This is a genomic window from Streptomyces sp. NPDC059696 (assembly GCF_042733745.1).
Classification (GTDB): domain Bacteria; phylum Actinomycetota; class Actinomycetes; order Streptomycetales; family Streptomycetaceae; genus Streptomyces.
In genome coordinates, this window is the sequence record NZ_JBHWFG010000022.1 from 64312 (window position 1) to 85102 (window position 20791).

A 20791-nucleotide genomic window follows, 5' to 3' on the forward strand; every position below is an offset into this window, starting at 1 on the left:
CGCATCCGCTCCCACCTCGCCGAACGCCCCGTGAGGCACCCTACGGAGGCGGCGTCCCCGCGGGTACGATGCCCTCGTTGCGGCCTGCGGACGGTTGCTTCGGCACGGTGCAACTCCGGTCCGTGGCACAGCGGTTCGAGCAGGGCAGCCGACCGGGGGACGGCTCGTTGGCATACCGACGGGGGCACGGTTCGTGGGGGACGTGATGGACTTCGGCACGCAGGGCCCACAGGCCCCGGCCGACCTCGCCTGGCTGCGAGGCGTGGACGCCTACACCATGGGCGCGTATCCGCAGGCGGAGGAGGAGTTCCGGGCCGCCGTGCGGATGGACTCCGGGATGGCCGACGGCTGGCTGGGGCTGCACGCGCTGCGCGTCGACACCACGACCGCGCTGCTGCGGATGTTCCGCCACCGGGACCGTTTCGGTGAGCAGCGCACCCGCTACCGCCGGGCCCTCAACTCCTGGTACTGGCTGGGCTGGTGGGTGCAGCCGGTGCTGGAGAGCCCGCGCGATCTGCTGCTCGCGCACGCCTCCCACTGGCTGGACGGCCGTCACGTCCCCGAGCTGGACCGGGCCCTCGCCGGGCTGCCGCCCGTGGACACCGACCAGCAGGTCCGCTTCCTGCACTCCTGCCGCGCCTATCTGGTCAAGGACTGGGAGCAACTGGTCCGCCACACCGATCCCCTGCTCGACGACCCCGTGCTCGGCATCGAGGCGGGCTTGTTCGGCGGCATGGCCCGGGTCCGCCTGGAGATGTACGGCCAGGCCGAACCCCTGCTGTCCGCCGCGCTGATGCGCTGCCGCAGCGAGCAGCCGCAGCGCAAGGAGCTGCGCTACTGGCTGGCCCGGGCGCACGAGGGCACCGGCCGCAGTGCCGCCGCCCTGCCCCTGTACCGGGCGGTGCACCGCGTCGACCCCGCGTTCATGGACACCTCCGCCCGGCTCGCCGCGATCGCCGAGGGCGACGGGTACGACGACGCCACCGACCTGGCCGCGATCACGCTCACCGGCGCGGGTCAGGACGTCGTGGACGGCCCGGACGCGTTCGACCCGCTCTTCGGTCCGGAAGGGCGCGATCTGCGACTGCCCGATCCCGAGCCGCCGATCGTCCCCCTGCCTCCGGTCGTCGGCCCCCCGTTCCGCGAGAGGAGCGGCCCCGCTCCTACCCTGCCCGCCGGGCCCACCGACCCGGCGTTACTGGAGGAGGCGCTCGCCGAGCTGGAGCGCATGGTGGGGCTGGAACCGGTGAAGCGCCAGGTCAAGGCGTTGTCGGCGCAGCTGAACATGGCCCGGCTGCGCGCCGGGCAAGGCCTGCCGGTCCAGCCGCCGAAACGCCACTTCGTCTTCTCCGGGCCCTCCGGCACCGGCAAGACCACCGTCGCCCGCATCCTGGGCCGGGTCTTCTACGCCCTCGGACTGCTCGGTGGCGACCACCTCGTGGAGGCGCAGAGGGCCGACCTGGTCGGGGAGTACCTCGGGCAGACGGCCGTGAAGGCGAACGAGCTGATCGACTCGGCTCTCGGGGGCGTCCTCTTCGTCGACGAGGCCTACTCCCTGTCCAACTCGGGCTACGGCAAGGGGGACGCGTACGGCGACGAGGCCCTGCAGGTGCTGCTGAAGCGCGCGGAGGACAACCGGGACCACCTGGTGGTGATCCTGGCCGGCTACCCGGAGGGCATGGACCGCCTCCTCGCGGCGAACCCCGGGCTGTCGTCCCGTTTCACGACCCGCGTCGACTTCCCCTCCTACCGTCCGCTCGAACTCACCGAGATCGGCAAGGTGCTGGCGGCGGAGAACGGCGACCTGTGGGACGAGGAGGCCTTGGACGAGCTGCGCTCCATCGCCGGGCACGTGGTGGACCAGGGGTGGATCGACGAGCTGGGCAACGGGCGGTTCCTGCGGACGCTGTACGAGAAGAGCTGCGCGTACCGGGATCTGCGGCTGTCCGTGTACCCCGGGGCGCTGGGCCGGGACGATCTGGCGACCCTGCGGTTGCCGGACCTGATGCAGGCGTACGGAGAGGTCCTGTCGGGGCGGGGACCGCAGGACCCGTCGGCGATGTGAGTCCGTCGGCCGAGGGCCGACGGGGTCCGGTCGCGCAGGTCCCCCGCGCGACCGGGCAGGACACCCACCCGGGGGCGCGGGGAACTGCGCGAGCAGCCCCCGCGCGCCCGTGGCCGGACCCCTACGAAGCCAACGCCCCCGCGCGCCCGTAGCCGGACCCCTACGAAGCCAACGCCTCCTCGCTGCCCCGAGGCTCGGTGACCCGGACCTCCGGCACCTGCCGGTGCGCGGGATCCCGCACCTCCCCCACGAGCAGTTCCAGCACGTCCTCCAGGGCGACGAGACCCAGCACCTTCCCCGACCCGTCGGCGACCTGCGCCAGGTGCGTCGCCGCGCGCCGCATCACCGTCAGCGCGTCGTCCAACGGCAGCTCGGACCGCAGGGTCGTCATGGGGCGCCACAGGTGCTGCGGCACGGCCCGGTCCGAGTCCTCCAGGTCGAGGACGTCCTTGACGTGCAGGTAGCCCATGAACGCGCCGTTGTCCGCGGCGACCGGGAACCGGGAGTAGCCGGTGCGGGCCGTGAGCTCGACGATCCGCCCGGGGGTGACCGACGGGCTGACCGTCACCAGCGACTCCCGCTTCAGCAGGACGTCCGTCACCGGGCGGGAGCCCAGTTCCAGGGCGTCCTCCAGGCGTTCGGCCTCCTCCGGGTCAAGCAGACCGGCCTGGCCGGCGTCCTCCACCAGCCGGTTGAGCTGCTCGCTGGTGAAGACGGCCTCGACCTCGTCCTTGGGTTCGACGCGGAAGAGCCGCAGGATGCCCTGCGAGACCGCGCCGAGGGCGGCGGTGATCGGCTTGCAGAAGCGGGCGAACCAGACCAGGCCGGGGCTGAGCCACAGCGCGACCTTCTCGGGGGCCGCCATCGCCAGGTTCTTCGGGACCATCTCGCCGATGACGAGGTGGAAGAAGACCACGGCGGCGAGGGCGATGACGTAGGTCAGCGGGTGGATCATGCCGTGCGGCAGGTGGATCCACTCGAAGACCGGCTCCAGCAGGTGCGCGACCGTCGGTTCGGCGACCGCGCCCAGGGTCAGCGAGCAGATGGTGATGCCGAACTGGGCCGCCGCCATCATCTGCGGGAGCCGCTCCAGCCCGTGGAGGACCTGCCGGGAGCGGGCGGTGCCGAGCGGTTCGATCTGGCTGCGGCGTACGGAGACGAGCGCGAACTCGGCGCCGACGAAGAAGCCGTTGGCGAGCACGAGCAGCGCGGCGAAGAGAAGCTGGAGCACGCTCATCGGACGGCCTCCGCCATGGAGACCACCGGGGCGGTCCGGACCAGCCGGACCCGCTCCGCGCGGTAGTGGCCGATCTGGCGCACCGACAGCCGCCAGCCGGGCAGCTCCGCCTTGTCGCCGACGGCCGGGATGCGGCCGAGCAGGTCGGCGATCAGGCCGGCGACGGTCTCGTAGGGGCCCTCGGGCACGTCGAGGCCTATGCGCTGCAGGACGTCGACGCGGCAGCTGCCGTCGACGTCCCAGGCGGGCTTGCCGTCCTCCGGCGGCACGGCGGCCAGTTCGGGCAGGTCGTGGCCGTCGTGCTCGTCACGGACCTCGCCGACGATCTCCTCGACGATGTCCTCCAGTGTGACGACACCGGCGGTGCCGCCGTACTCGTCGACGACGACCGCGATGGGCTGCTCGCTGCGCAGCCGGGCGAGGAGCGGCCGCACCGGCAGCGTCTCGGGGACGAGCAGCGCGGGGCGGGCGATGTGGCCGACGGGGGTGCGCAGCCGGTCCCCGACGGGCACCGCGAGCGCGTCCTTGAGGTGGGCCATGCCGACGACCTCGTCGATCTTCTCCCGGTAGACGGGGAAGCGGGACAGGCCGGTGGCGCGGGTCAGGTTGACGACGTCCTCGGCGGTGGCGGAGGACTGCAGGGCGCTGACCTTCACACGCGGCGTCATCACGTGCTGCGCGGTGAGCTCGCCCAGCGACAGGGTCCGCACGAACAGGTCGGCCGTGTCCTGCTCCAGGGCGCCGGCCAGGGCGGAGTGGCGGGCCAGGGAGACCAGTTCGCCGGGGGTGCGGGCGGAGGCCAGCTCCTCGGCGGGCTCGATGCCCAGGGCACGCACGAGCCGGTTCGCCACGGCGTTGAGGCCGGCGATGACCGGGCGGAACAGCCGGGCGAAGACGTGCTGCGGGCCCGCGACGAAGCGGGCGACCTGCAGCGGCCGGGACACCGCCCAGTTCTTGGGCAGGAGCTCGCCGATCACCATCTGCACGGCGGAGGCCAGCAGCATGCCGACGACGACCGTGACACCGGAGACGGCTCCCTCGGGGATGCCGATCGCGGTGAACGGGCCGTGCAGCAGCTCGGCGAGCGCCGGTTCGGCGAGCATGCCGACGACGAGGGAGGTGATGGTGATGCCGAGCTGGGTGCCGGAGAGCTGGAAGGACAGTTCCTTGAGCGATTCCACGACACGGTGGGCGCGCCGGTCGCCTTCGGCTGCGGCCTTCTCGGCCTCGGGCCGTTCGACCGTCACGAGTCCGAATTCGGCCGCCACGAAGAATCCGTTGGCGAGGATCAGCAGGAACGCGGCTGCGAGGAGCAGCAGGGGGGTGGTCATGATGCCGCCGCCTCCACACGGTCGCGTACCTCGGCTCCGAGGTACGCGCTATGTCGGCAGGGGGCGGCGCAGGTACTGCAGGACGATCCGTCCATCGCCGGAGGGGGTCACTCCTCGGTGAGCAGGGGCCTCTGCCCACCGGTCGGGGTGACAGAGGCGGAGGCGCATCCGTCACGCCTCCGCCCAACAGATTAATCAAGACAGGGCCCGGTGCGGCAGTGGCGGCCACCCGGAGGATGCCCCGAGTCAGCCCCGGTGCCCCTCGGGGTCCGCCGGGGAACGGGCCTCGACGAGGGCCCGCAGGGCCCGCGCGTCGGCGATCGCGCGCTGCTTGGCCAGGCCCGGCTGGATACCCAGAGCAGGCAGGCTGGTGCCGTCGCTGAGGTTGAGGAACACCCAGGGGTCGCCGGGCCGGAGGGTCACCTGGAGGATCTCCGCCCACTCCAGCCGGCGCTTGTTCGTGAGATTGACGACAGTCACGCCGTCCTCGTCGACGACGACCTTGGGCCGCGCCAGGAGCAGCAGCACGGCGTCCAGCAGCAGCGCCGTGGCGATGAAACTGACCCGCTCGCCGGGGCTGAGCTGCTTCAGCAGCATCGCGACGGCGGTGATCACGACGAAGATCGCGACGGCCGCGCTGAGCAGCACCACACGGGTGCTGCCCGGCCGGAACGTGACGGGCAGGGTGGGCAGATCGGACATCTCGGGTACGCCCCTCAGAGACGGCAGGCGTGGATGGCCGTGGTCAGGATCGCCCGGGCACCGATGTCGTACAGGTCGTCCATGATCCGCTGGGCTTCCTTCGCCGGGACCATCGCGCGGACGGCGACCCAGCCCTCGTTGTGCAGCGGGGAGACGGTCGGCGACTCCAGACCGGGCGTGAGGGCGACGGCCTTCTCCAGCTGCTCGACGCGGCAGTCGTAGTCCATCATCACGTACGTCCGGGCGACCAGGACGCCCTGGAGGCGGCGCAGGAACTGCTGCACCTTGGGGTCGTCGGCGTCGGCGCCGGTGCGGCGGATCACCACGGCCTCGGACTGCATGATCGGCTCGCCGGCGACCTCCAGGCCCGCGTTGCGCAGCGAGGTGCCGGTCTCGACGACGTCGGCGATGACCTGGGCGACGCCGAGCTGGATGGCGGTCTCGACGGCGCCGTCGAGGTGGACGACGGAGGCGTCGATGCCGTGCTCGGCGAGGTGGGCCGCGACGATGCCCTCGTAGGAGGTGGCGATCGTCTTGCCGGTCAGGTCCGCGAGGCCGCTGATCGTGCCGGGCTTGGTGGCGTAGCGGAAGGTGGAGCGGGCGAAGCCGAGGGCGAGGATCTCCTCGGCCTCGGCGCCGGAGTCGATGAGCAGGTCCCGGCCGGTGAGGCCGATGTCGAGCTGCCCGGAGGCGACGTAGATCGCGATGTCGCGGGGGCGGAGATAGAAGAACTCGACCTCGTTCACCGGGTCGACGATCCGCAGTTCCTTGGACTCGCGGCGCTGCTGGTAGCCGGCCTCATGCAGCATCTCCGCCGCAGGGCCGGACAGGGAACCCTTGTTGGGGACGGCGATGCGCAGCATGAGGTCGGCTTCCTTCGCGTGGTGTCTGTGCTGGGGGGAACAGGGCGTGGCTTACAGATGGGCGTAGACGTCGTCGAGGGAGATGCCGCGGGCGACCATCATCACCTGGACGTGGTACAGCAGCTGCGAGATCTCCTCGGCGGCGGCTTCCTTGCCCTCGTACTCGGCGGCCATCCACACCTCGGCGGCCTCTTCGACGACCTTCTTGCCGATGGCGTGGACGCCCTTCCCGACCAGTTCTGCGGTGCGGGAAGTGGCGGGGTCGCCCTGGGCGGCCTTGTGCTGGAGCTCGGTGAAGAGCTCCTCGAACGTCTTCTTGGACATGGTGACGCTCAGCCTATGCCACACCCGGCTTCCGTCAGTGCCAGGGTTCGGATACTGAGCGGAGGGTGGCCGCGGTCGCCACCGCCGCCGTCACCGCCTCGTGTCCCTTGTCCTCGTTGGAGCCTTCGATTCCGGCGCGGTCCAGGGCCTGCTCCTCGGTGTCGCAGGTCAGCACGCCGAAGCCGACGGGGACGCCGGTGTCGACGGAGACCTGGGTGAGGCCCTGGGTCACGCCCTGGCACACGTACTCGAAGTGGGGGGTTCCGCCGCGGATGACGACGCCGAGGGCGACGATCGCGTCGTAGCCGCGGCCGGCGAGGACCTTGGCGACGACCGGGAGCTCCCAGCTGCCGGGGACCCTGAGCAGGGTCGGCTCGTCGATGCCCAGGTCGTGCAGGGCGCGCAGGGCGCCGTCGACCAGGCCGTTCATCACCTTCTCGTGCCACTGTGCCGCGATGACGGCGACCCGGAGGTCACCCACATTGCGTACGGACAGCTCCGGTGCACCCTTGCCGCTCACGTTGCTCCCTCTGTGCTCTCTTACTGGTTGCCGCAGGCGGGCACGGTGGTCGTGTCCAGCCAGGGCAGGTCGTGGCCCATCCGGTCCCGCTTGGTGCGCAGGTAGCGGAGGTTGTGCTCGCCGGCGTTCACGGGCATCGGCACACGGGCCTTGACCGTGATGCCGTGGCGGACGAGCGCGTCGGTCTTGTCGGGGTTGTTGGTCAGCAGACGGACGCCGCGCACGCCGAGGTCGGCGAGGATCTGCGCGCCGGCCGCGTAGTCGCGGGCGTCGGCGGGCAGGCCGAGTTCGAGGTTGGCGTCGAGGGTGTCGCGGCCGCGTTCCTGGAGTTCGTAGGCGCGCAGTTTGGACATGAGGCCGATGCCGCGTCCCTCGTGTCCGCGCAGGTAGACCACGACGCCCCGGCCCTCCTCCTGGATGCGGGCGAGGGAGGCGTCGAGCTGGGGGCCGCAGTCGCAGCGGGCCGAGCCGAAGACGTCGCCGGTGAGGCATTCGGAGTGGACGCGGACGAGGACGTCCTGGCCGTCGCCGATCTCGCCGTGCACCAGGGCGACGTGCTCGACGCCGTCGACGATGGAGCGGTAGCCGTGGGCCGTGAAGGTGCCGTGGGCGGTGGGCAGTTGGGTCTTTGCCTCACGGCGGACGGTGGGTTCGCTGCTGCGGCGGTAGGCGATCAGGTCCTCGATGGAGATGATCGTCAGGCCGTGCTTGCGGGCGAAGGGGATCAGCTCGGGCAGGCGCAGCATGGTGCCGTCCTCGCCGGCGATCTCCACGATGGCGCCGGCCGGGCGCAGGCCCGCGAGGCGGGCGAGGTCGACGGCGGCCTCGGTGTGCCCGTTGCGGGTGAGGACGCCGCCGGGCCGGGCGCGCAGCGGGAAGATGTGGCCGGGGCGGACGAAGTCGTGGGGCTCGGAGACTCCGTCGGCGAGCAGCCGGAGGGTGGTGGCGCGGTCGGAGGCGGAGATGCCGGTGCTCACGCCGTGCGCGGCGGAGGCGTCGACGGAGACCGTGAACGCGGTCTTCATGGACTCGGTGTTGTCGTCGACCATCTGCGGCAGTTTCAGCCGGTCCAGTTCGTCGCCCTCCATGGGGGCGCAGATCAGGCCGCGGCACTCGCTCATCATGAAGGCGACGATCTCGGGGGTGGCCTTCTCGGCGGCGATGACGAGGTCGCCCTCGTTCTCCCGGTCCTCGTCGTCGACGACCACGACGGGGCGGCCGGCCGCGATGTCGGCGATGGCCTGTGCCACGGGGTCGAGCGTGACGTTCTCGACGTCGTCGCTGCTGTACAGGGTGGTTGCGGCGCTCATGCCGGCGCTCCTTCCAGGGTGGGCCGCGCGGCCTGCCGCGAGCGCAGCCACCAGTCGCGCATGCCCCACAGGACGAGCGCGCCGTAGATGACGTAGACGAAGCCGGAGAAGGCGTAGCCGTTGGCGAAGTTGAGGGGGACGCCGACGAGGTCGACGAGGAGCCAGGCGAACCAGAACTCGACCATGCCGCGGGCCTGGGCGTACATGGCGACGATCGTCCCGACGAAGATGTACGCGTCCGGCCAGGGGTCCCAGGACAGGGTCGGGTACGCCGTGAACAGCAGGGCCACCGCGATCGTGCCGACGGCGGCCGCCGCGGCCATGGCCGCGCGCTCGCGCCAGGTGGCGAACCGGACGGCGATGTGGCCGTCCTCGCCCTGGCCCTTGCCGCGCTGCCACTGCCACCAGCCGTAGAGGGCGACGATCATGACGACCGCCTGCTTGCCCGCGCTGCCGGTGAGGTGGCCGAAGAAGGCGCCGAAGAGGATGAGGCCGGCCAGGAACTGCACGGGCCAGGTCCAGATGGAGCGCCGCCAGCCGAGGGCGAGGGCGGCCAGGCCGAAGAGGTTGCCGACCATGTCGGACCAGAGGATGTGCTGGCCGAAGAGGGTGAAGGCCTCGGAGTTCAACGTGTTCACCGGCCGGCCCCCTGCACGCGGTCGCCCAGCATCCGCTCGACGTACTTGGCGATGACGTCCACTTCGAGGTTGACCGGGTCGCCGGGCTGCTTGTGGCCGAGCGTGGTCAGGTCGAGGGTGGTGGGGATGAGGCTGACGGTGAAGTGGTCGGGGCCGGCGTCGACGACGGTGAGGCTGATGCCGTCGACGGTGATGGAGCCCTTCTCGACCACGTACCGGGTGAGGTCCGCGGGGAGGGAGATCTTGACGATCTCCCAGTGCTCGGAGGGCTTGCGCTCCAGGATCTCGCCGGTGCCGTCCACATGGCCCTGCACGATGTGCCCGCCGAGGCGGTCGCCGACGGCCATGGGGCGTTCGAGGTTGACGCGGGAGCCGGCCTTCAGGGCGCCGAGGCTGGAGCGGTTCAGGGTCTCGGCCATGACGTCGGCCGTGAACTCGTCGCCCTCGTGGTCGACGACCGTGAGGCACACTCCGTTCACGGCGATCGAGTCGCCGTGCTTGGCGCCTTGGGTGACGACCGGGCCTCGCAGGCGGAAGCGACAGGCGTCGTCGAGGGTCTCGACGGCGGTGACCTCGCCCAGCTCTTCGACGATTCCGGTGAACACTTCCCGGGTCCTCCTGCCTCTTCGGGCACGGACTCCGGGGCTGTCGATGACGACAGATGGTACGAGCGGGGACACCGGGGACGACGCCGGACGGAGCCCGCCCTGAGGACGGACTTCTGGGCGGCGCGCACGAATGCCCGCTCGCCGCGCACTGCCTCCCATCCGGACTTTAACCGTCGGTCCAGGAATTTCACCTGGTCAACCGGCCGCTGGAGGCGACCGGGTCGCGGACTGTAACCGCCGGTTCGGACTTTCACCGACCCCGGAGTGCGCTGCTACTGGTACAGGGCCAGTGTGCCACGCCTGATCGACGTTCAAAGAGGCGAAGTGTGTGGGCTGCCTCACAGAACGTGTCACCGCCCTTCCCGAGCGCGACCGGCGCCCCAACTGCCGCGGGAGCCCGCCCTCTTACGGCCCCGGCATTGGTACACACCTATTGACGATGTGGTCTAGTCCTTTCTAGGGTCATGGTCAGGGTCGGCTTCACCCCACGGACCGGCCCGGCGGCGGTGACGACGGCCCTTGCCCGCCGTCGGGCCTTCCCACTCCGGGCCATCTGCCGGGGCTCCCGACACCGGGCGGTCCGCCCTCTGGCAGGGTGAGTCGTATGACCACGACCCCCGCCGAGGAGTTCGAAGTCCACCGGCCCAGGCTGTTCTCGCTCGCCTACCGGCTGCTGGGCTCCGCAGAGGAGGCCGAGGACGCGGTCCAGGACGCCTGTCTGCGCTACATCGGCGCCGACCGGGCGGGGATCGAGCACCCGGCGGCCTGGCTGGCCAAGGTCGTCACCAACCTCTGCCTGAACCGGCTCACCTCCGCGCGGGCCCGGCGCGAGCGGTACGTCGGGACCTGGCTGCCCGAGCCCGTGGTCACCTCGGACGGCACACTCGGCCCGCTGGAGTCCGCGGAGCAGCGGGACGCCGTGTCGATGGCGATGCTGGTGCTGCTGGAGCGGCTGACGCCGACCTGGGGGCACCTCCCACGCCCTCAAGGCAGTGGGGGAGGGCCGTTTACGTGCTGCGGGAGGCGTTCGGCTACGGGCACCGGGAGATCGCCGGGGTGCTGGACCTGAGCGAGGCCAACTGCCGTCAGCTGTACCGGCGTGCCGTGCGGCGGGTGGGCGAGCCGCAGGCCCGGTTCGAGCCCGCCTCCGAGCGGCAGGAAGAGCTGGTCACATCGTTCATCACGGCGGCCCGTGACGGGGACCTGGCCGGGCTGGAGAAGCTGCTCGCGGCCGATGCGACCTGGTGGAGCGACGGTGGCGGCAAGGTCACCGCGGCGCGGTGGCCCATCGAGGGCGGGCTTCAGATCGCCCGCTTCCTGGCGGGCGGCGGGCCGAAGTTCGCGCGAGGCCTGGACTTCGTGCCGACCGAGGTCAACGGGGCACCGGGGCTGGCCAGCTGGGCGGGCGACACGCTCGTCGGACTGTCGGTGGTCGAGATACGCGACGGGCTGGTCACGGGTGTGCGGGCCGTGGTCAACCCGGAGAAGCTGGCGTTCGCACGGCGTCAGCTCACCCGGCCGTAGGACCGCAGATCGCGCCTGTCACATTCGGCGGGGCTGTTCGGTCTCAGTGGGTGAGGGGCGCTCCACCAGGGAGCGCCCGGCGTCCGAAGGGGCTGAACAGCATGACCACGATCTTGGTGACCGGCGGCACCGGAACGCTGGGGCGGCTCGTCGTCGAGCGGTTGCGCGCAGGCGGGCACGAGGTGCGGGTGCTCAGCCGGCACAGTGAGCCGTACGCGGTGGATCTGCGGGCGGGCGGAGCCGCGCTGGACGCGGCCGTCGCCGGTGCGGACACGATCGTGCACTGCGCGACGGCACAGAAGGGGGACGAGCAGGCGGCTCAGAACCTGATCAGGGCGGCGCGCGGTGCGGGCGTGCGTCATCTGGTCTACGTCTCGATCGTCGGTGTCGACGAGGTGCCGTTCCCCTACTACCGGAGCAAGCTCGCGGTGGAGAGGCTGGTCGAGGAGTCGGGGATCGGCTGGACCGTGCTGCGGGCGACGCAGTTCCACGATCTGCTGATCATGATGTTCCAGGGGCTGTCGAAGCTGCCGGTGATGTTCCTCCCGGCGGGCGTGCGGGACCAGCCGGTGGAGGCGGCCGAGGTGGCGGACCGGTTGGCCGAGCTGGCGACGGCCGGGCCGGCGGGGCGGGTCGAGGACATGGGCGGGCCGCAGGCACGGCCGCTGGAGTCGTTCGCCCGTGCGTATCTGAAGGCGTCGGGCCGTCGGCGAGCGGTGGTGAACGTACCGCTGTGGGGGGCGGCGTACCGGGGCTTCCGGAGCGGGGGCCATCTGACGCCGCGACGGGCGGTGGGCAAGGGGTCGTTCGAAGAGCACCTGGAGAGGCGGTTCGGGGGCGGCCGGGTCCAGGCGGGGAGCGGGCGGTCCGGGGTCTGAGGGAGGAGGACGGAAGGGGACGGTTTTCGGCCTGACGGCCTACCAGCCCGGGGAGGGCCGGGGTGGGGGCTCTCCGGGCGTGAACAGTTCCTCCTGGGCGCGGTCCCGGGCCGTCAGCAGTGCGCCGCGCAGGACCGCGCCGCCGCCCAGGGTCGTCGCCCGTACCTCCGTGGGCAGGGGCGTCATCCGGGCGATGCGGTCCCGCACCCGTGATGCGAGCTCCTCGCCACCGGCCTGACCGACCTCACCGCCGAGCACCACGCACCCGGGGTCCAGGATCGCCACGACGGAGGCGACCCCGACGGCGAGACGATCGGCGAGGGCGTCCAGAAAGCGGGAGGCGGGGGGTAGGGGTGTCTCGGCTCCGAGGATGCGGGACTCGGCACGGCGCTCAGGCGCGTCCCCTCCTGGCGTCAGCATGGAATTCCCGGTTCCGCTCGCCCGCCCCGCTCCCTCCCCGTCCATCGCGGTCGGCTCCTGCCCCGGCCCCCCGCCCGCCGTCGCCCGCACCACGGCGACGGCTGTTCGTACCACCGCAACCGCGGACGTCTCTCCCCCCGCAGTCGCCGGAACTCCGCACTCGGCCGCGAGGGACACGACCGCCGCCGCGGCCGCCAGGGAATGGAAGCCGCCCTCGCAGTCGGTCGACGTCGGCAGTGCGGTGGTGCCCGGGACCGGCAGGAAGCCGATCTCGCCGGTGCCGCCGGAGGCGCCTCGGCGCAGGGTGCCGTCGAGGACCACGGCCGCTCCCGTGCCGTGGCCCAGCCACAGCAGGACGAACGTGTCCCGGTCCCGGGCCGCCCCGTCGCGCTGCTCGGCCAGCGCCGCGAGGTTGGTCTCGTTCTCGACGCTGACCCGCGCCTCGGGCAGCCGCTCCTGGAGGGTGGCGACGAGCCGGCGGTGCCACTCCGGGAGCCCCGTGGAGTGGCGCAGTTCGCCGCTGGCCGGGTCGATCAGGCCCGGCGCCCCGATCCCGACGGTGTGCAGGCGGTCGGCACCGGCCTCCTTCGCCACCCGCTCGACCAGCGTGACCGCCTGCTCCACGGCGGGACCCGTGCCCGTGTCGCCCCCGATCGGCACCGACGCCTCGGCCAGCACCCGCCCGACCAGATCCGCGACGACCACGGCGACGCCCTCGGTGCGCACGTCGAGGGCGGCCAGGTGGGCCCGGTCGGCGACGATGCCGTACACCTTCGCGTTGGGGCCGCGCCGCTGCTCGCCCGCCTCACCGACCACCGCGATCAGTCCGGCGGTGGTGAGGCGTTCGACGAGGTCGGCGACGGTCGGCCGGGACAGGCCGGTCAGCTGCTTCAACTGCCCCGCCGTCAACGGGCCTTCCTGCTGGAGCAGCCGCAGGGCGAGCCGGTCGTTGATGGCCCGGGCGGTGCTCGGTGATGCGGGCATGCGCGGATCCTCCCAGATCGGCGGAGCCGTCGACGTGACCGACGGAAAGCCCTCTTATTATCAGGCAGGGTTCCTGATAGTTTACGCCCGCACCACTCAGGAACGCCGCGGACACCAGGAGGGGGACCGCAGAATGGGGAACGTGGTCGACGAACAGCGCGAGGTGAAGCGGTCCCGGTACGCCGTCGCCGCGGTCTTCGCGGTGCATGGCGCCGTCACCGGCTCGTTCGCGACCCGTGTGCCGTGGCTCCAGGATCACGCGGGGGTGAGCGCCGGCCAGTTGGGGATCGCGCTCGCCTTTCCCGCGCTCGGGGCGTCCGTGGCGATGCCCCTCGCCGGCAGCATCACCCACCGCTTCGGCGCCCGCAACGCACTGCGCGGTCTGATCGCCCTGTGGACGATGTCGCTGGTCCTGCCCTCCCTCTCCCCCGATCTGCTGACGCTCTGTCTGGCCCTGTTCACGTACGGGGCGACGGCCGGCATGGCCGACGTGGCGATGAACGCGCTCGGTGTCGAGGTCGAGAACCGCCTCGGGCGGTCGATCATGTCCGGCCTGCACGGCATGTGGAGTGCCGGCGCCCTGGTCGGTTCGGCGGCCGGCACCCTCGCCGCACACCTCGGCTCGGACGCCCGGCTGCACCACGTCCTGGCCGCCGCGGTGCTGACGGTGGTCGGTGTGGCGTCCTGCCAGTGGGTGCTCGACCTGCAGCCCGCCGAGGACGAGGAGCCGCCGCCGCGCTTCGCGCTGCCGCCGCGCTCGGCGCTGCTGATCGGCGCGATCGGATTCTGCGCCGTGTTCGCGGAGGGCGCGAGCCTGGACTGGTCGGCGGTGTACCTGCGCGAGCAGCTGGAGACCTCGGCCGGTCTGGCGGCGGCGTGCACCACGGGCTTCACGCTCACCATGGCCGTCGCCCGGCTCGCCGGTGACCGGGTCGTGGACCGCTTCGGTGCCGTGCGGACGGTGCGGGCGAGCGGGGTGTTCGCCGTCCTCGGCGGGCTGCTGATCGTTGTCGCGGACCATCCCGCGGTGGCCATGAGCGGGTTCGCGCTGATGGGTCTCGGCATCGCCGTCGTCGTACCGCTGTGCTTCGCCGCGGCGGGCCGCAGCGGCTCCAACCCGAGCCTGGCCATCGCGGGCGTCGCGACCATCACCTACACCTCGGGGCTGGTCGCGCCGAGCGCGATCGGCATGCTGGCACAGGCCACCAGCCTGATGGTGTCGTTCTGCCTGGTGACGGCCCTGTCGTGCGGCCTGGTGGCGTTCGCGGGCGTCCTGCGCCCCGGCGAGCGCACGAGGATCGGCCGGACGGACGCGGTGGTTCCCGACCGGCACCTATAGCAGTATGGGAAACCAGTGGGACTTCATCGGTCCGCTGGGAATGTGGCTCCACCCCGAGGGCCACCCATCGTCGTCGGCTCGCAGATCCGGCATGTGCAGGGCGTTGACCGTATATCCCTGAGACTCCAGGAAGCGTTTCATGACCCCGCTGGGGTCCGTCTTCAACTTCTCCCGTGATGCGTCATCGAGGTCGAGGGAGATCTCGTAGACCTCGACTGTTTCCTCTCCCACTTTGCTGACGGTGCCGCGAATCTCGGCTTCCTCCGGCATGACAGGCTCCGTTCTGCGCCGCTTTGTGTTCCCGGTGAGACTGCGCCGTTGGCAATCCTCAGAAGAAATCGTGGGAAGCGAAATGATGACCGCAGGTGGAGCGGGTGCAAAGGAGCCCGGAGTGCGGTTCCTCGTACGAAGGGCAGGGAGGGTCGAAGCATCTCAGGCAACGAGTTCCCCCATCCTCGTCTCCCCACAGCTGACGACCCTTTCGGTGGACTTCTCGGAGTCGGTCCTCAGCGTCGTCCAGCTCCGCGAGCAGCTTGTCGCGAGCCTGTCCCTGATCGTCAGTCAGCTTGAAGTCCTCAGTCACGGTGTCACGCCCTTTCCAGCATGTCGTTGTTGGCGACGGTGGCGCAGGCGATCAGCGCGCCGGACGACCGGACGTCGCGATGTCATGAACCGTTCCCTCTGCGACGTCCCACCTTTCCACCATTGCACCGCCGGACCGCTGACGCACCTCATGGATACGGCTGCGGATTCAACAACTGGCTTTCCAGGCCTGTCGATTGACACGGGACCGCCGGCGCGCCCAGTGGGGCAGATCTGATGTCGGAACGCGATGCCGTCGCCACCCCGTGCGTCGACATGTGCGGAGCACCTGCGGCCATCCCTGACAATGGTCCGGACATAAACAGCCCCACGACGAAAGCGACACTCGATGGATCTCGGCGTCCGCTGGAAACTGCACGGCGACGGGCGCACCCCGGCGCCCGGCGCGGTGGTCCGTCCCGATGAGCGGCTCTCCTGGCCCCGCACGGCCGGGCTCGGCGCCCAGCATGTGGTGGCGATGTTCGGGGCGTCGTTCGTCGCTCCGGTCCTGATGGGCCTGGACCCGAATCTCGCGATCATGATGTCGGGTGTCGCGACGATCGTGTTCCTGCTGGCCACCCGCGGCAGCGTGCCCAGCTACCTGGGCTGCTCGCTCTCCTTCGTCGGCGTGGCGGCGGTCATCCGGGCGCAGGGCGGCAGCAGCGCGACCGTCACGGGTGCGGTGTTCGTCGTCGGGGGCGCGCTGTTCCTGGTGGGGCTCGCCGTGCGGCGGTTCGGGGCGCGGATCATCCATGCCGCGATGCCGCCGATCGTGACCGGCGCCGTGGTGATGCTGATCGGCTTCAACCTGGCGCCCGTGACGGCCTCGACGTACTGGCCGCAGGACCAGTGGACGGCCCTGCTGGTGATGCTGTTCACCGGGCTGGCGGTCGTGTGCCTGCGGGGCTTCTGGTCGCGCATCGCGATCTTCCTGGGGCTGGTCTTCGGGTACGGCATCTCCTGGGTCTTCGACCTGGTCTTCGGCAAGATCCACTCGGTGGACGCGAGCGGCAGGCTGACCGACCACTGGCGGCTCGACCTGTCCGGCGTGGGCAAGGCCGACTGGATCGGGCTGCCCACCCTGCACGCCCCGTCGTTCGAGTGGTCGGCGATCCTGGTCGCCCTGCCGGTCGTCATCGCCCTGGTCGCGGAGAACGCCGGGCACGTGAAGGCGGTCGGCGAGATGACCGGCGACTCGCTGGACGACAAGCTCGGCACGGCGATCGCGGCCGACGGCGTCGGCTCCATGCTGTCCACCGCGGTCGGCGGTCCGCCCAACACCACGTACTCCGAGAACATCGGCGTGATGGCCGCGACCCGCGTGTACTCGACCGCCGCGTACTGGGCCGCCGCCGGCTTCGCCCTGCTGTTCGGTCTGTGCCCGAAGTTCGGCGCCGTCGTGGCGGCGATCCCGGGCGGGGTGCTCGGCGGCATCACCGTCATCCTGTACGGCATGATCGGCCTGCTCGGCGCGCAGATCTGGATCAACGCCGAGGTGGATCTGCGCAATCCGCTGAACCTGGTCCCCGCGGCGGCGGGCATCATCATCGGCGTCGGCAACGTGTCGCTGAAGTTCACGGACACGTTCTCGCTGAGCGGTATCGCGCTGGGCACGGTGGTCGTCATCACCGGCTACCACGCCCTGCGGGCCTTCGCCCCGGCCCACCTGAAGACGCAGGCGCCGCTGCTGGACGAGGGCACCTCCTCCTACGACGACGCCAAGTCGTAGGCGTACGACGCCGTGAACGTCCCCGGCCTGCCCTTGCAGCCGTCCGACTCCCCCGGCAGCTTCACCCACAGGTAGGCGTCGATGCGGGACTCGCCGGTGCTCAGGGTCGGGGTCCGGCCGAGCCCGCGACCCGCCGGGTCGCACCACTCGCCGTCGGCCGGGGCCCCGTTGCCGTTGCGGCTGGTGTCGATGACGGCACCGAGACCCGCCGGGCCGCCGAGCGCGTCGAGGACGTGCCGGTCGTAGACGATCTCGTCGGCGGTGGTGTGGAAGTTGGAGACGTTGCTGAAGATGCCGTCGGACGACTCGGGCGAGGCGGCACCGGCCTGTCGCAGCCAGGACGCCTGCCGGGCGGGCGGGTTCCAGCCCGAGTGGCCCGCGTCGAAGTACACCCGGGTCCGCGGGCCGGCGGCCTTCAGCACGCGGCCGGCCCGGGCCAGCGAGGCGAAGCGGTCGGCGCGTTCCGCCGCGGACAGGCACTCGGTCTGGGCGATCGAGTCCGGCTCCAGGACCACGATGACCTCGCCCGAGCCGAGCCCCGCGGCGAACCGGTCGATCCAGGCGTCGTAGGCGTCCAGGTCGGGTGCCCCGCCCTGGGAGTGGCCGCCGCAGTCCCGGCCGGGGATCGCGTACGGCACGACGACGGGCACCCGGCCGAGCGCGGCCCCGCCCGAGGTCACGGCGGCGACCCGGGCGGTGATGGTCTGCGGGGAGTGGTCGGCGAACCAGACGGCCGCCGGCTGCTCGGCGATACGGGACGCGATGACCGCGTGCCGCGGGTCGCCGGAGTGGGAGCGGACCCACGCGAGCACCTGGGAGTCCGGGTGGCGGTAGAGCCGTCCGGGTGCGGCGGTGGTGCGCTTCGCTCCGGTCCGCGACGGCGCGGGGCTGTGTGTCCGGCGTGCGGTCGGAGACGGCGAGGGCGAGGGCGAGGCGGACCCGGCGGTGGCCGGCGCGGACGACGACGGCACGGCCGGCGGGGGCGCCAGGCGGGGCGACGCCGAGACCTCGGCAGGCGCGGCCTCGTCCGAGGCCCTCCTGTCGTCGAAGGCGGCGAGGACGCCCGCGACCGCTCCGGCCGCCACGACGAGCGAGGCCGCCGCGACCAGCGCGCCGCGCCGGGCGGCGCGCCTGCGATCGGCCCTGCGGGCGGCCAGGCGCCGGGCACGCGAGCCTGACACGGTGGTACTCCCCCTCCCCCTGCGGCAGGCGGAGTTCCCCCGTTTCGGGGAAGCGCCGGGCCTGCCGTCACTCCCGCCAGCCTAGAGCTGCGACTCTGCCCGCATGCCGCGATGCGAACAACTCCCCCCGGCCGTGGACACTCCGGTGGACGGGGTCATCTCCCGGATGCGCGCCCTCGACGCGGCCCTGCACCCACGCGACGGGGTGGCGGTCTTCAACCGTGTCTACCTCGCCGTGACGGAGGCGGTGGACCGGCACGTCGACGCCGGCCGGTTCGCGGACACCCACGCCGCGATCACGCTGGACGTACGGTTCGCGCAGCGGTACCTCACGGCCGTCGGCGCGGCGGCGGACGAGGGGCGTCCGCCCGCCTGCTGGCGCCCGCTGTTCCAGTTCCGCCGCCATCCCGGCGTACGGCCCCTGCAGTTCGCGCTGGCGGGCATCAACGCGCACATCGGGCACGATCTGCCACTGGCCGTCGTGGACACCTGCCGTACGCTCGGCTGCGCACCCGTCGATCTGGAGGACGAGTTCGACATGGTGGGCGATCTCCTCGTCTCGCTGGAGGAGCGCATCCGCGACGATCTGATGCCGGGGCCGGACCTGTTGCGGATCGCCGACCCGCTGACCCACCTGCTCGGCTCCTGGAGCCTCGACCGCGCCCGGGACGCCGCGTGGACGGCGGCCCGGGCACTGTGGGTCCTTCGCGAACTCCCCGATGTCGCGGCGGAGTTCACGCAGCGCCTGGACACGGCGGTGGGCTTCGCGGGGCGCATGCTGCTCACGCCCCTGACCGAGCCCGCATTCCGCTAGTGCGCTGGTCCGCTAGTCCGCTGGTCCGCTAGTCCTCCGGCAGCTCGACGGGCGCGATCTCGTCGTACACGTCGCCGGGGCCCGGGTTGGTCGGGTCGGTCGTGCCGCCCAGGTGGTGCATGACGCCCCAGACCGCGTTGAGGGCGGTCTGGATGGCGCCCTCGGCCCAGCCGGCGGTCCAGGAGATGTCGTCGCCGGCGAGGAAGATGCCGCGCTTGTCCTCGGGCAGCCGGTCCTGCATGAAGTGCGTGAACAGGCGCCGCTGGTAGCGGTAGTGGCCGGGCAGGTTGGCCTTGAACGCGCCCATGAAGTAGGGCTCGTTCTCCCAGGACACCGTCACCGGGTTGCCGATGATGTGCTTCCGGATGTCGACCTTGGGGTAGATCTCGCCGAGCGACTTCAGCATGACCTTCATCCGCTCGTTCGCGGACAGCGGCAGCCACTTCAGGCTGTCGTCGCACCAGGTGTAGGAGAGGCAGATGACGGCGGGCTTGTCCGGGCCGTCGTCGAGCAGGTAGGTACCGCGCGTCATACGGTCGGTGAGCGTCATCGACATGACGTCCCGGCCGGTCTCCTCGTCCTTGTCCAGCCAGAAGGGGCGGTCCACCGGCACGAAGAGCTTGGAGGACTCCATGTAGTGGGTGCGCTCGATGGCGGTCCAGTGGTCGATCGGGAAGAGCGAGTCGTCGCAGGCGATCTTCGACAGCAGCATCCAGGACTGGGCGGTGAAGATCGCCGCCTGGTAGGTGCGGATGTCGCCGCGCGCGTCGGTCACCGTGATGCGGTTGCCGGCGGTGCGGTGCAGCCGGGTCACGGCCGGGCGGGGCTCGCCGCCCTCGTGCAGGGTCGCGAGCGAGGTCCCCTGGGCCCAGTGGACGATCTTCTGCGGCTCGCGCTCCCACAGGCGCAGCGGCAGCTGCTGGGAGCCGCCGACGATGCCGCGGTGGTGGTCGTCGGCCTCGGTGTAGACGACGCGCAGGATCTCCAGGATGGAGTTCGGGAAGTCGGTGTCCCAGCCGCCGGTGCCGAAGCCGACCTGGCCGAAGATCTCGCGGTGGCGGAACGACTTGAACGCCTCGGAGTCGCAGAGGAAGCCGTAGAAGGTCTGGTTGTCGAGCTTCTCGACGAGCTTGGACCAGATCTCGCGGATGCGCGGCACGTCCCGCTCGCGCAGGGCGCGGTTCATGTCGGAGAAGTCGGCGCCCTCCTCCAGGCAGCGGCCCCAGGCCTCGGCGACGTCCCGGTAGACCTGCGGCAGGTCCTCGATCGTCTCGGCGTAGTGCGACTCGCCCTTGAGGTCGACGACGGTCGACGGGGTGGCCTCGGCGAGGGGGTTGGGGAACGGCCGCGTCTCCAGGCCGACCAGGTCGATGTAGTGCTGCAGGGCCGTGGAGGACGGCGGGAAGCGCATCGCGCCCATCTCGGCGGTGAGGGAGTCGTCGCACCCGTCGAAGCCCACCGTGCGCAGCCGGCCACCGATCTGGTCGGCCTCGTACACGACCGGCTTGAGGCCCATCTTCATCAGCTCGTACGCGGCGACGATGCCGGACAGGCCGCCGCCGATGACCGCGACCTCCGTGCCGTGCCCGGTCGCGGGTATCTGCCCGAGGCCCGCCGGGTGGGCGAGGAAGTCGTCGTACGCGTACGGGAAGTCCGGGCCGAACATGGTGATCGGCGGCTGCTGCGCGTCAGCGTGCTCGACGGCGTTGGGCACGGTGGACGTCATGGGGTACGGACTCCTT

Annotated in this window: 20 protein-coding genes and 1 riboswitch; of the genes, 7 read left to right on the plus strand and 13 right to left on the minus strand. The window is 71.6% G+C overall.

The features are described from left to right. The first annotated feature begins 205 nt into the window (after window positions 1-205). Complete coding sequence (locus tag ACFV20_RS23660) at window positions 206-2065, plus strand: AAA family ATPase (protein WP_385659548.1); 1860 nt, start codon at window positions 206-208, stop codon at window positions 2063-2065. Between the two features lie 160 nt (window positions 2066-2225). Here ACFV20_RS23660 and ACFV20_RS23665 read toward each other — a convergent pair whose 3' ends face one another. The 9 genes from ACFV20_RS23665 to ACFV20_RS23705 form a co-directional block, all read right to left on the minus strand. Then, window positions 2226-3302 (minus strand): hemolysin family protein, encoded by a 1077-nt coding sequence (locus ACFV20_RS23665; RefSeq protein WP_385659444.1) that lies wholly within the window; start codon window positions 3300-3302, stop codon window positions 2226-2228. Continuing rightward, window positions 3299-4633 carry a hemolysin family protein gene (locus tag ACFV20_RS23670; protein WP_385659446.1) on the minus strand — a complete coding sequence of 445 codons (1335 nt, stop codon included), beginning with the start codon at window positions 4631-4633 and terminating at the stop codon, window positions 3299-3301. Before ACFV20_RS23670 ends, ACFV20_RS23665 begins: the two co-directional genes overlap by 4 nt. A gap of 246 nt (window positions 4634-4879) precedes the next feature. Beyond that, window positions 4880-5335, minus strand: a complete 456-nt coding sequence (locus tag ACFV20_RS23675; RefSeq protein ID WP_385659447.1) for a PH domain-containing protein — start codon at window positions 5333-5335, stop codon at window positions 4880-4882. 14 nt (window positions 5336-5349) lie between these two features. After that, entirely contained in the window at window positions 5350-6198 is an 849-nt protein-coding gene (gene hisG, locus ACFV20_RS23680) for an ATP phosphoribosyltransferase (protein ID WP_031108172.1), read from the minus strand. Between the two features lie 51 nt (window positions 6199-6249). Continuing rightward, window positions 6250-6522 carry a phosphoribosyl-ATP diphosphatase gene (locus ACFV20_RS23685; protein ID WP_019983911.1) on the minus strand — a complete coding sequence of 91 codons (273 nt, stop codon included), beginning with the start codon at window positions 6520-6522 and terminating at the stop codon, window positions 6250-6252. Window positions 6523-6556: 34 nt separating this feature from the next. Further along, entirely contained in the window at window positions 6557-7042 is a 486-nt protein-coding gene (gene ribH / locus ACFV20_RS23690; protein ID WP_030843258.1) for a 6,7-dimethyl-8-ribityllumazine synthase, read from the minus strand. 20 nt (window positions 7043-7062) lie between these two features. Next, the gene (locus tag ACFV20_RS23695) at window positions 7063-8352 is read right to left on the minus strand and encodes a bifunctional 3,4-dihydroxy-2-butanone-4-phosphate synthase/GTP cyclohydrolase II (RefSeq protein ID WP_385659450.1); all 1290 of its coding nucleotides are present in this window, start codon (window positions 8350-8352) and stop codon (window positions 7063-7065) included. After that, window positions 8349-8990, minus strand: a complete 642-nt coding sequence (locus ACFV20_RS23700) for a nicotinamide riboside transporter PnuC (protein ID WP_385659452.1) — start codon at window positions 8988-8990, stop codon at window positions 8349-8351. Before ACFV20_RS23700 ends, ACFV20_RS23695 begins: the two co-directional genes overlap by 4 nt. After that, window positions 8987-9595: a riboflavin synthase gene (locus tag ACFV20_RS23705; protein WP_385659453.1), complete on the minus strand. Its 609-nt coding sequence runs from the start codon at window positions 9593-9595 to the stop codon at window positions 8987-8989. Before ACFV20_RS23705 ends, ACFV20_RS23700 begins: the two co-directional genes overlap by 4 nt. A 144-nt stretch (window positions 9596-9739) precedes the next feature. Further along, a riboswitch (FMN riboswitch) is annotated at window positions 9740-9870 on the minus strand. A gap of 332 nt (window positions 9871-10202) precedes the next feature. Between ACFV20_RS23705 and ACFV20_RS23710 the strand changes: the two genes are divergently transcribed. The 3 genes from ACFV20_RS23710 (at window position 10203) to ACFV20_RS23720 (ending at window position 12000) form a co-directional block, all read left to right on the plus strand. Then, entirely contained in the window at window positions 10203-10667 is a 465-nt protein-coding gene (locus ACFV20_RS23710; RefSeq protein WP_385659456.1) for a sigma factor, read from the plus strand. Next, the gene (locus tag ACFV20_RS23715) at window positions 10610-11122 is read left to right on the plus strand and encodes a sigma factor-like helix-turn-helix DNA-binding protein (protein WP_385659458.1); all 513 of its coding nucleotides are present in this window, start codon (window positions 10610-10612) and stop codon (window positions 11120-11122) included. Before ACFV20_RS23710 ends, ACFV20_RS23715 begins: the two co-directional genes overlap by 58 nt. A 101-nt stretch (window positions 11123-11223) precedes the next feature. Next, window positions 11224-12000, plus strand: a complete 777-nt coding sequence (locus ACFV20_RS23720) for an SDR family oxidoreductase (protein WP_385659460.1) — start codon at window positions 11224-11226, stop codon at window positions 11998-12000. 39 nt (window positions 12001-12039) lie between these two features. Here the strand turns inward: ACFV20_RS23720 and ACFV20_RS23725 are convergent, their stop codons facing one another. Further along, window positions 12040-13404 carry an ROK family transcriptional regulator gene (locus tag ACFV20_RS23725; RefSeq protein ID WP_385659461.1) on the minus strand — a complete coding sequence of 455 codons (1365 nt, stop codon included), beginning with the start codon at window positions 13402-13404 and terminating at the stop codon, window positions 12040-12042. Window positions 13405-13537: 133 nt separating this feature from the next. Between ACFV20_RS23725 and ACFV20_RS23730 the strand changes: the two genes are divergently transcribed. Then, the gene (locus ACFV20_RS23730) at window positions 13538-14743 is read left to right on the plus strand and encodes an MFS transporter (protein ID WP_385659550.1); all 1206 of its coding nucleotides are present in this window, start codon (window positions 13538-13540) and stop codon (window positions 14741-14743) included. Here ACFV20_RS23730 and ACFV20_RS23735 read toward each other — a convergent pair. Next, window positions 14738-15013 (minus strand): hypothetical protein, encoded by a 276-nt coding sequence (locus tag ACFV20_RS23735; RefSeq protein WP_385659462.1) that lies wholly within the window; start codon window positions 15011-15013, stop codon window positions 14738-14740. The two genes, ACFV20_RS23730 and ACFV20_RS23735, sit on opposite strands and share 6 nt — an antisense overlap. A gap of 661 nt (window positions 15014-15674) precedes the next feature. Here ACFV20_RS23735 and ACFV20_RS23740 point away from each other — a divergent pair. Further along, window positions 15675-17054, plus strand: coding sequence for a uracil-xanthine permease family protein (locus tag ACFV20_RS23740; protein ID WP_385659463.1), 1380 nt, complete (start codon window positions 15675-15677; stop codon window positions 17052-17054). On the opposite strand, the gene ACFV20_RS23745 is transcribed toward ACFV20_RS23740, so the two are convergent. After that, entirely contained in the window at window positions 17033-18163 is a 1131-nt protein-coding gene (locus tag ACFV20_RS23745; protein WP_385659552.1) for a glycoside hydrolase family 6 protein, read from the minus strand. The two genes, ACFV20_RS23740 and ACFV20_RS23745, sit on opposite strands and share 22 nt — an antisense overlap. A gap of 175 nt (window positions 18164-18338) precedes the next feature. Between ACFV20_RS23745 and ACFV20_RS23750 the strand changes: the two genes are divergently transcribed. Then, complete coding sequence (locus ACFV20_RS23750; protein ID WP_385659465.1) at window positions 18339-19049, plus strand: DUF5995 family protein; 711 nt, start codon at window positions 18339-18341, stop codon at window positions 19047-19049. Window positions 19050-19077: 28 nt separating this feature from the next. On the opposite strand, the gene ACFV20_RS23755 is transcribed toward ACFV20_RS23750, so the two are convergent. Then, window positions 19078-20775, minus strand: coding sequence for a flavin monoamine oxidase family protein (locus ACFV20_RS23755; protein ID WP_385659466.1), 1698 nt, complete (start codon window positions 20773-20775; stop codon window positions 19078-19080). Window positions 20776-20791 lie beyond the last annotated feature (16 nt).

Coding starts and splice junctions, on each gene's coding strand:
- ACFV20_RS23720 (WP_385659460.1), top strand. CDS start 11,224: ATGACCACGATCTTGGTGACCGGCGGCACCGGAACGCTGGGGCGGCTC.
- ACFV20_RS23695 (WP_385659450.1), bottom strand. CDS start 8,352: ATGAGCGCCGCAACCACCCTGTACAGCAGCGACGACGTCGAGAACGTC.
- ACFV20_RS23670 (WP_385659446.1), bottom strand. CDS start 4,633: ATGACCACCCCCCTGCTGCTCCTCGCAGCCGCGTTCCTGCTGATCCTC.
- ACFV20_RS23710 (WP_385659456.1), top strand. CDS start 10,203: ATGACCACGACCCCCGCCGAGGAGTTCGAAGTCCACCGGCCCAGGCTG.
- ACFV20_RS23660 (WP_385659548.1), top strand. CDS start 206: ATGGACTTCGGCACGCAGGGCCCACAGGCCCCGGCCGACCTCGCCTGG.
- ACFV20_RS23685 (WP_019983911.1), bottom strand. CDS start 6,522: ATGTCCAAGAAGACGTTCGAGGAGCTCTTCACCGAGCTCCAGCACAAG.
- hisG (WP_031108172.1), bottom strand. CDS start 6,198: ATGCTGCGCATCGCCGTCCCCAACAAGGGTTCCCTGTCCGGCCCTGCG.
- ACFV20_RS23730 (WP_385659550.1), top strand. CDS start 13,538: ATGGGGAACGTGGTCGACGAACAGCGCGAGGTGAAGCGGTCCCGGTAC.
- ACFV20_RS23735 (WP_385659462.1), bottom strand. CDS start 15,013: ATGCCGGAGGAAGCCGAGATTCGCGGCACCGTCAGCAAAGTGGGAGAG.
- ACFV20_RS23665 (WP_385659444.1), bottom strand. CDS start 3,302: ATGAGCGTGCTCCAGCTTCTCTTCGCCGCGCTGCTCGTGCTCGCCAAC.
- ACFV20_RS23675 (WP_385659447.1), bottom strand. CDS start 5,335: ATGTCCGATCTGCCCACCCTGCCCGTCACGTTCCGGCCGGGCAGCACC.
- ACFV20_RS23725 (WP_385659461.1), bottom strand. CDS start 13,404: ATGCCCGCATCACCGAGCACCGCCCGGGCCATCAACGACCGGCTCGCC.
- ACFV20_RS23750 (WP_385659465.1), top strand. CDS start 18,339: ATGCCGCGATGCGAACAACTCCCCCCGGCCGTGGACACTCCGGTGGAC.
- ACFV20_RS23740 (WP_385659463.1), top strand. CDS start 15,675: ATGGATCTCGGCGTCCGCTGGAAACTGCACGGCGACGGGCGCACCCCG.
- ACFV20_RS23755 (WP_385659466.1), bottom strand. CDS start 20,775: ATGACGTCCACCGTGCCCAACGCCGTCGAGCACGCTGACGCGCAGCAG.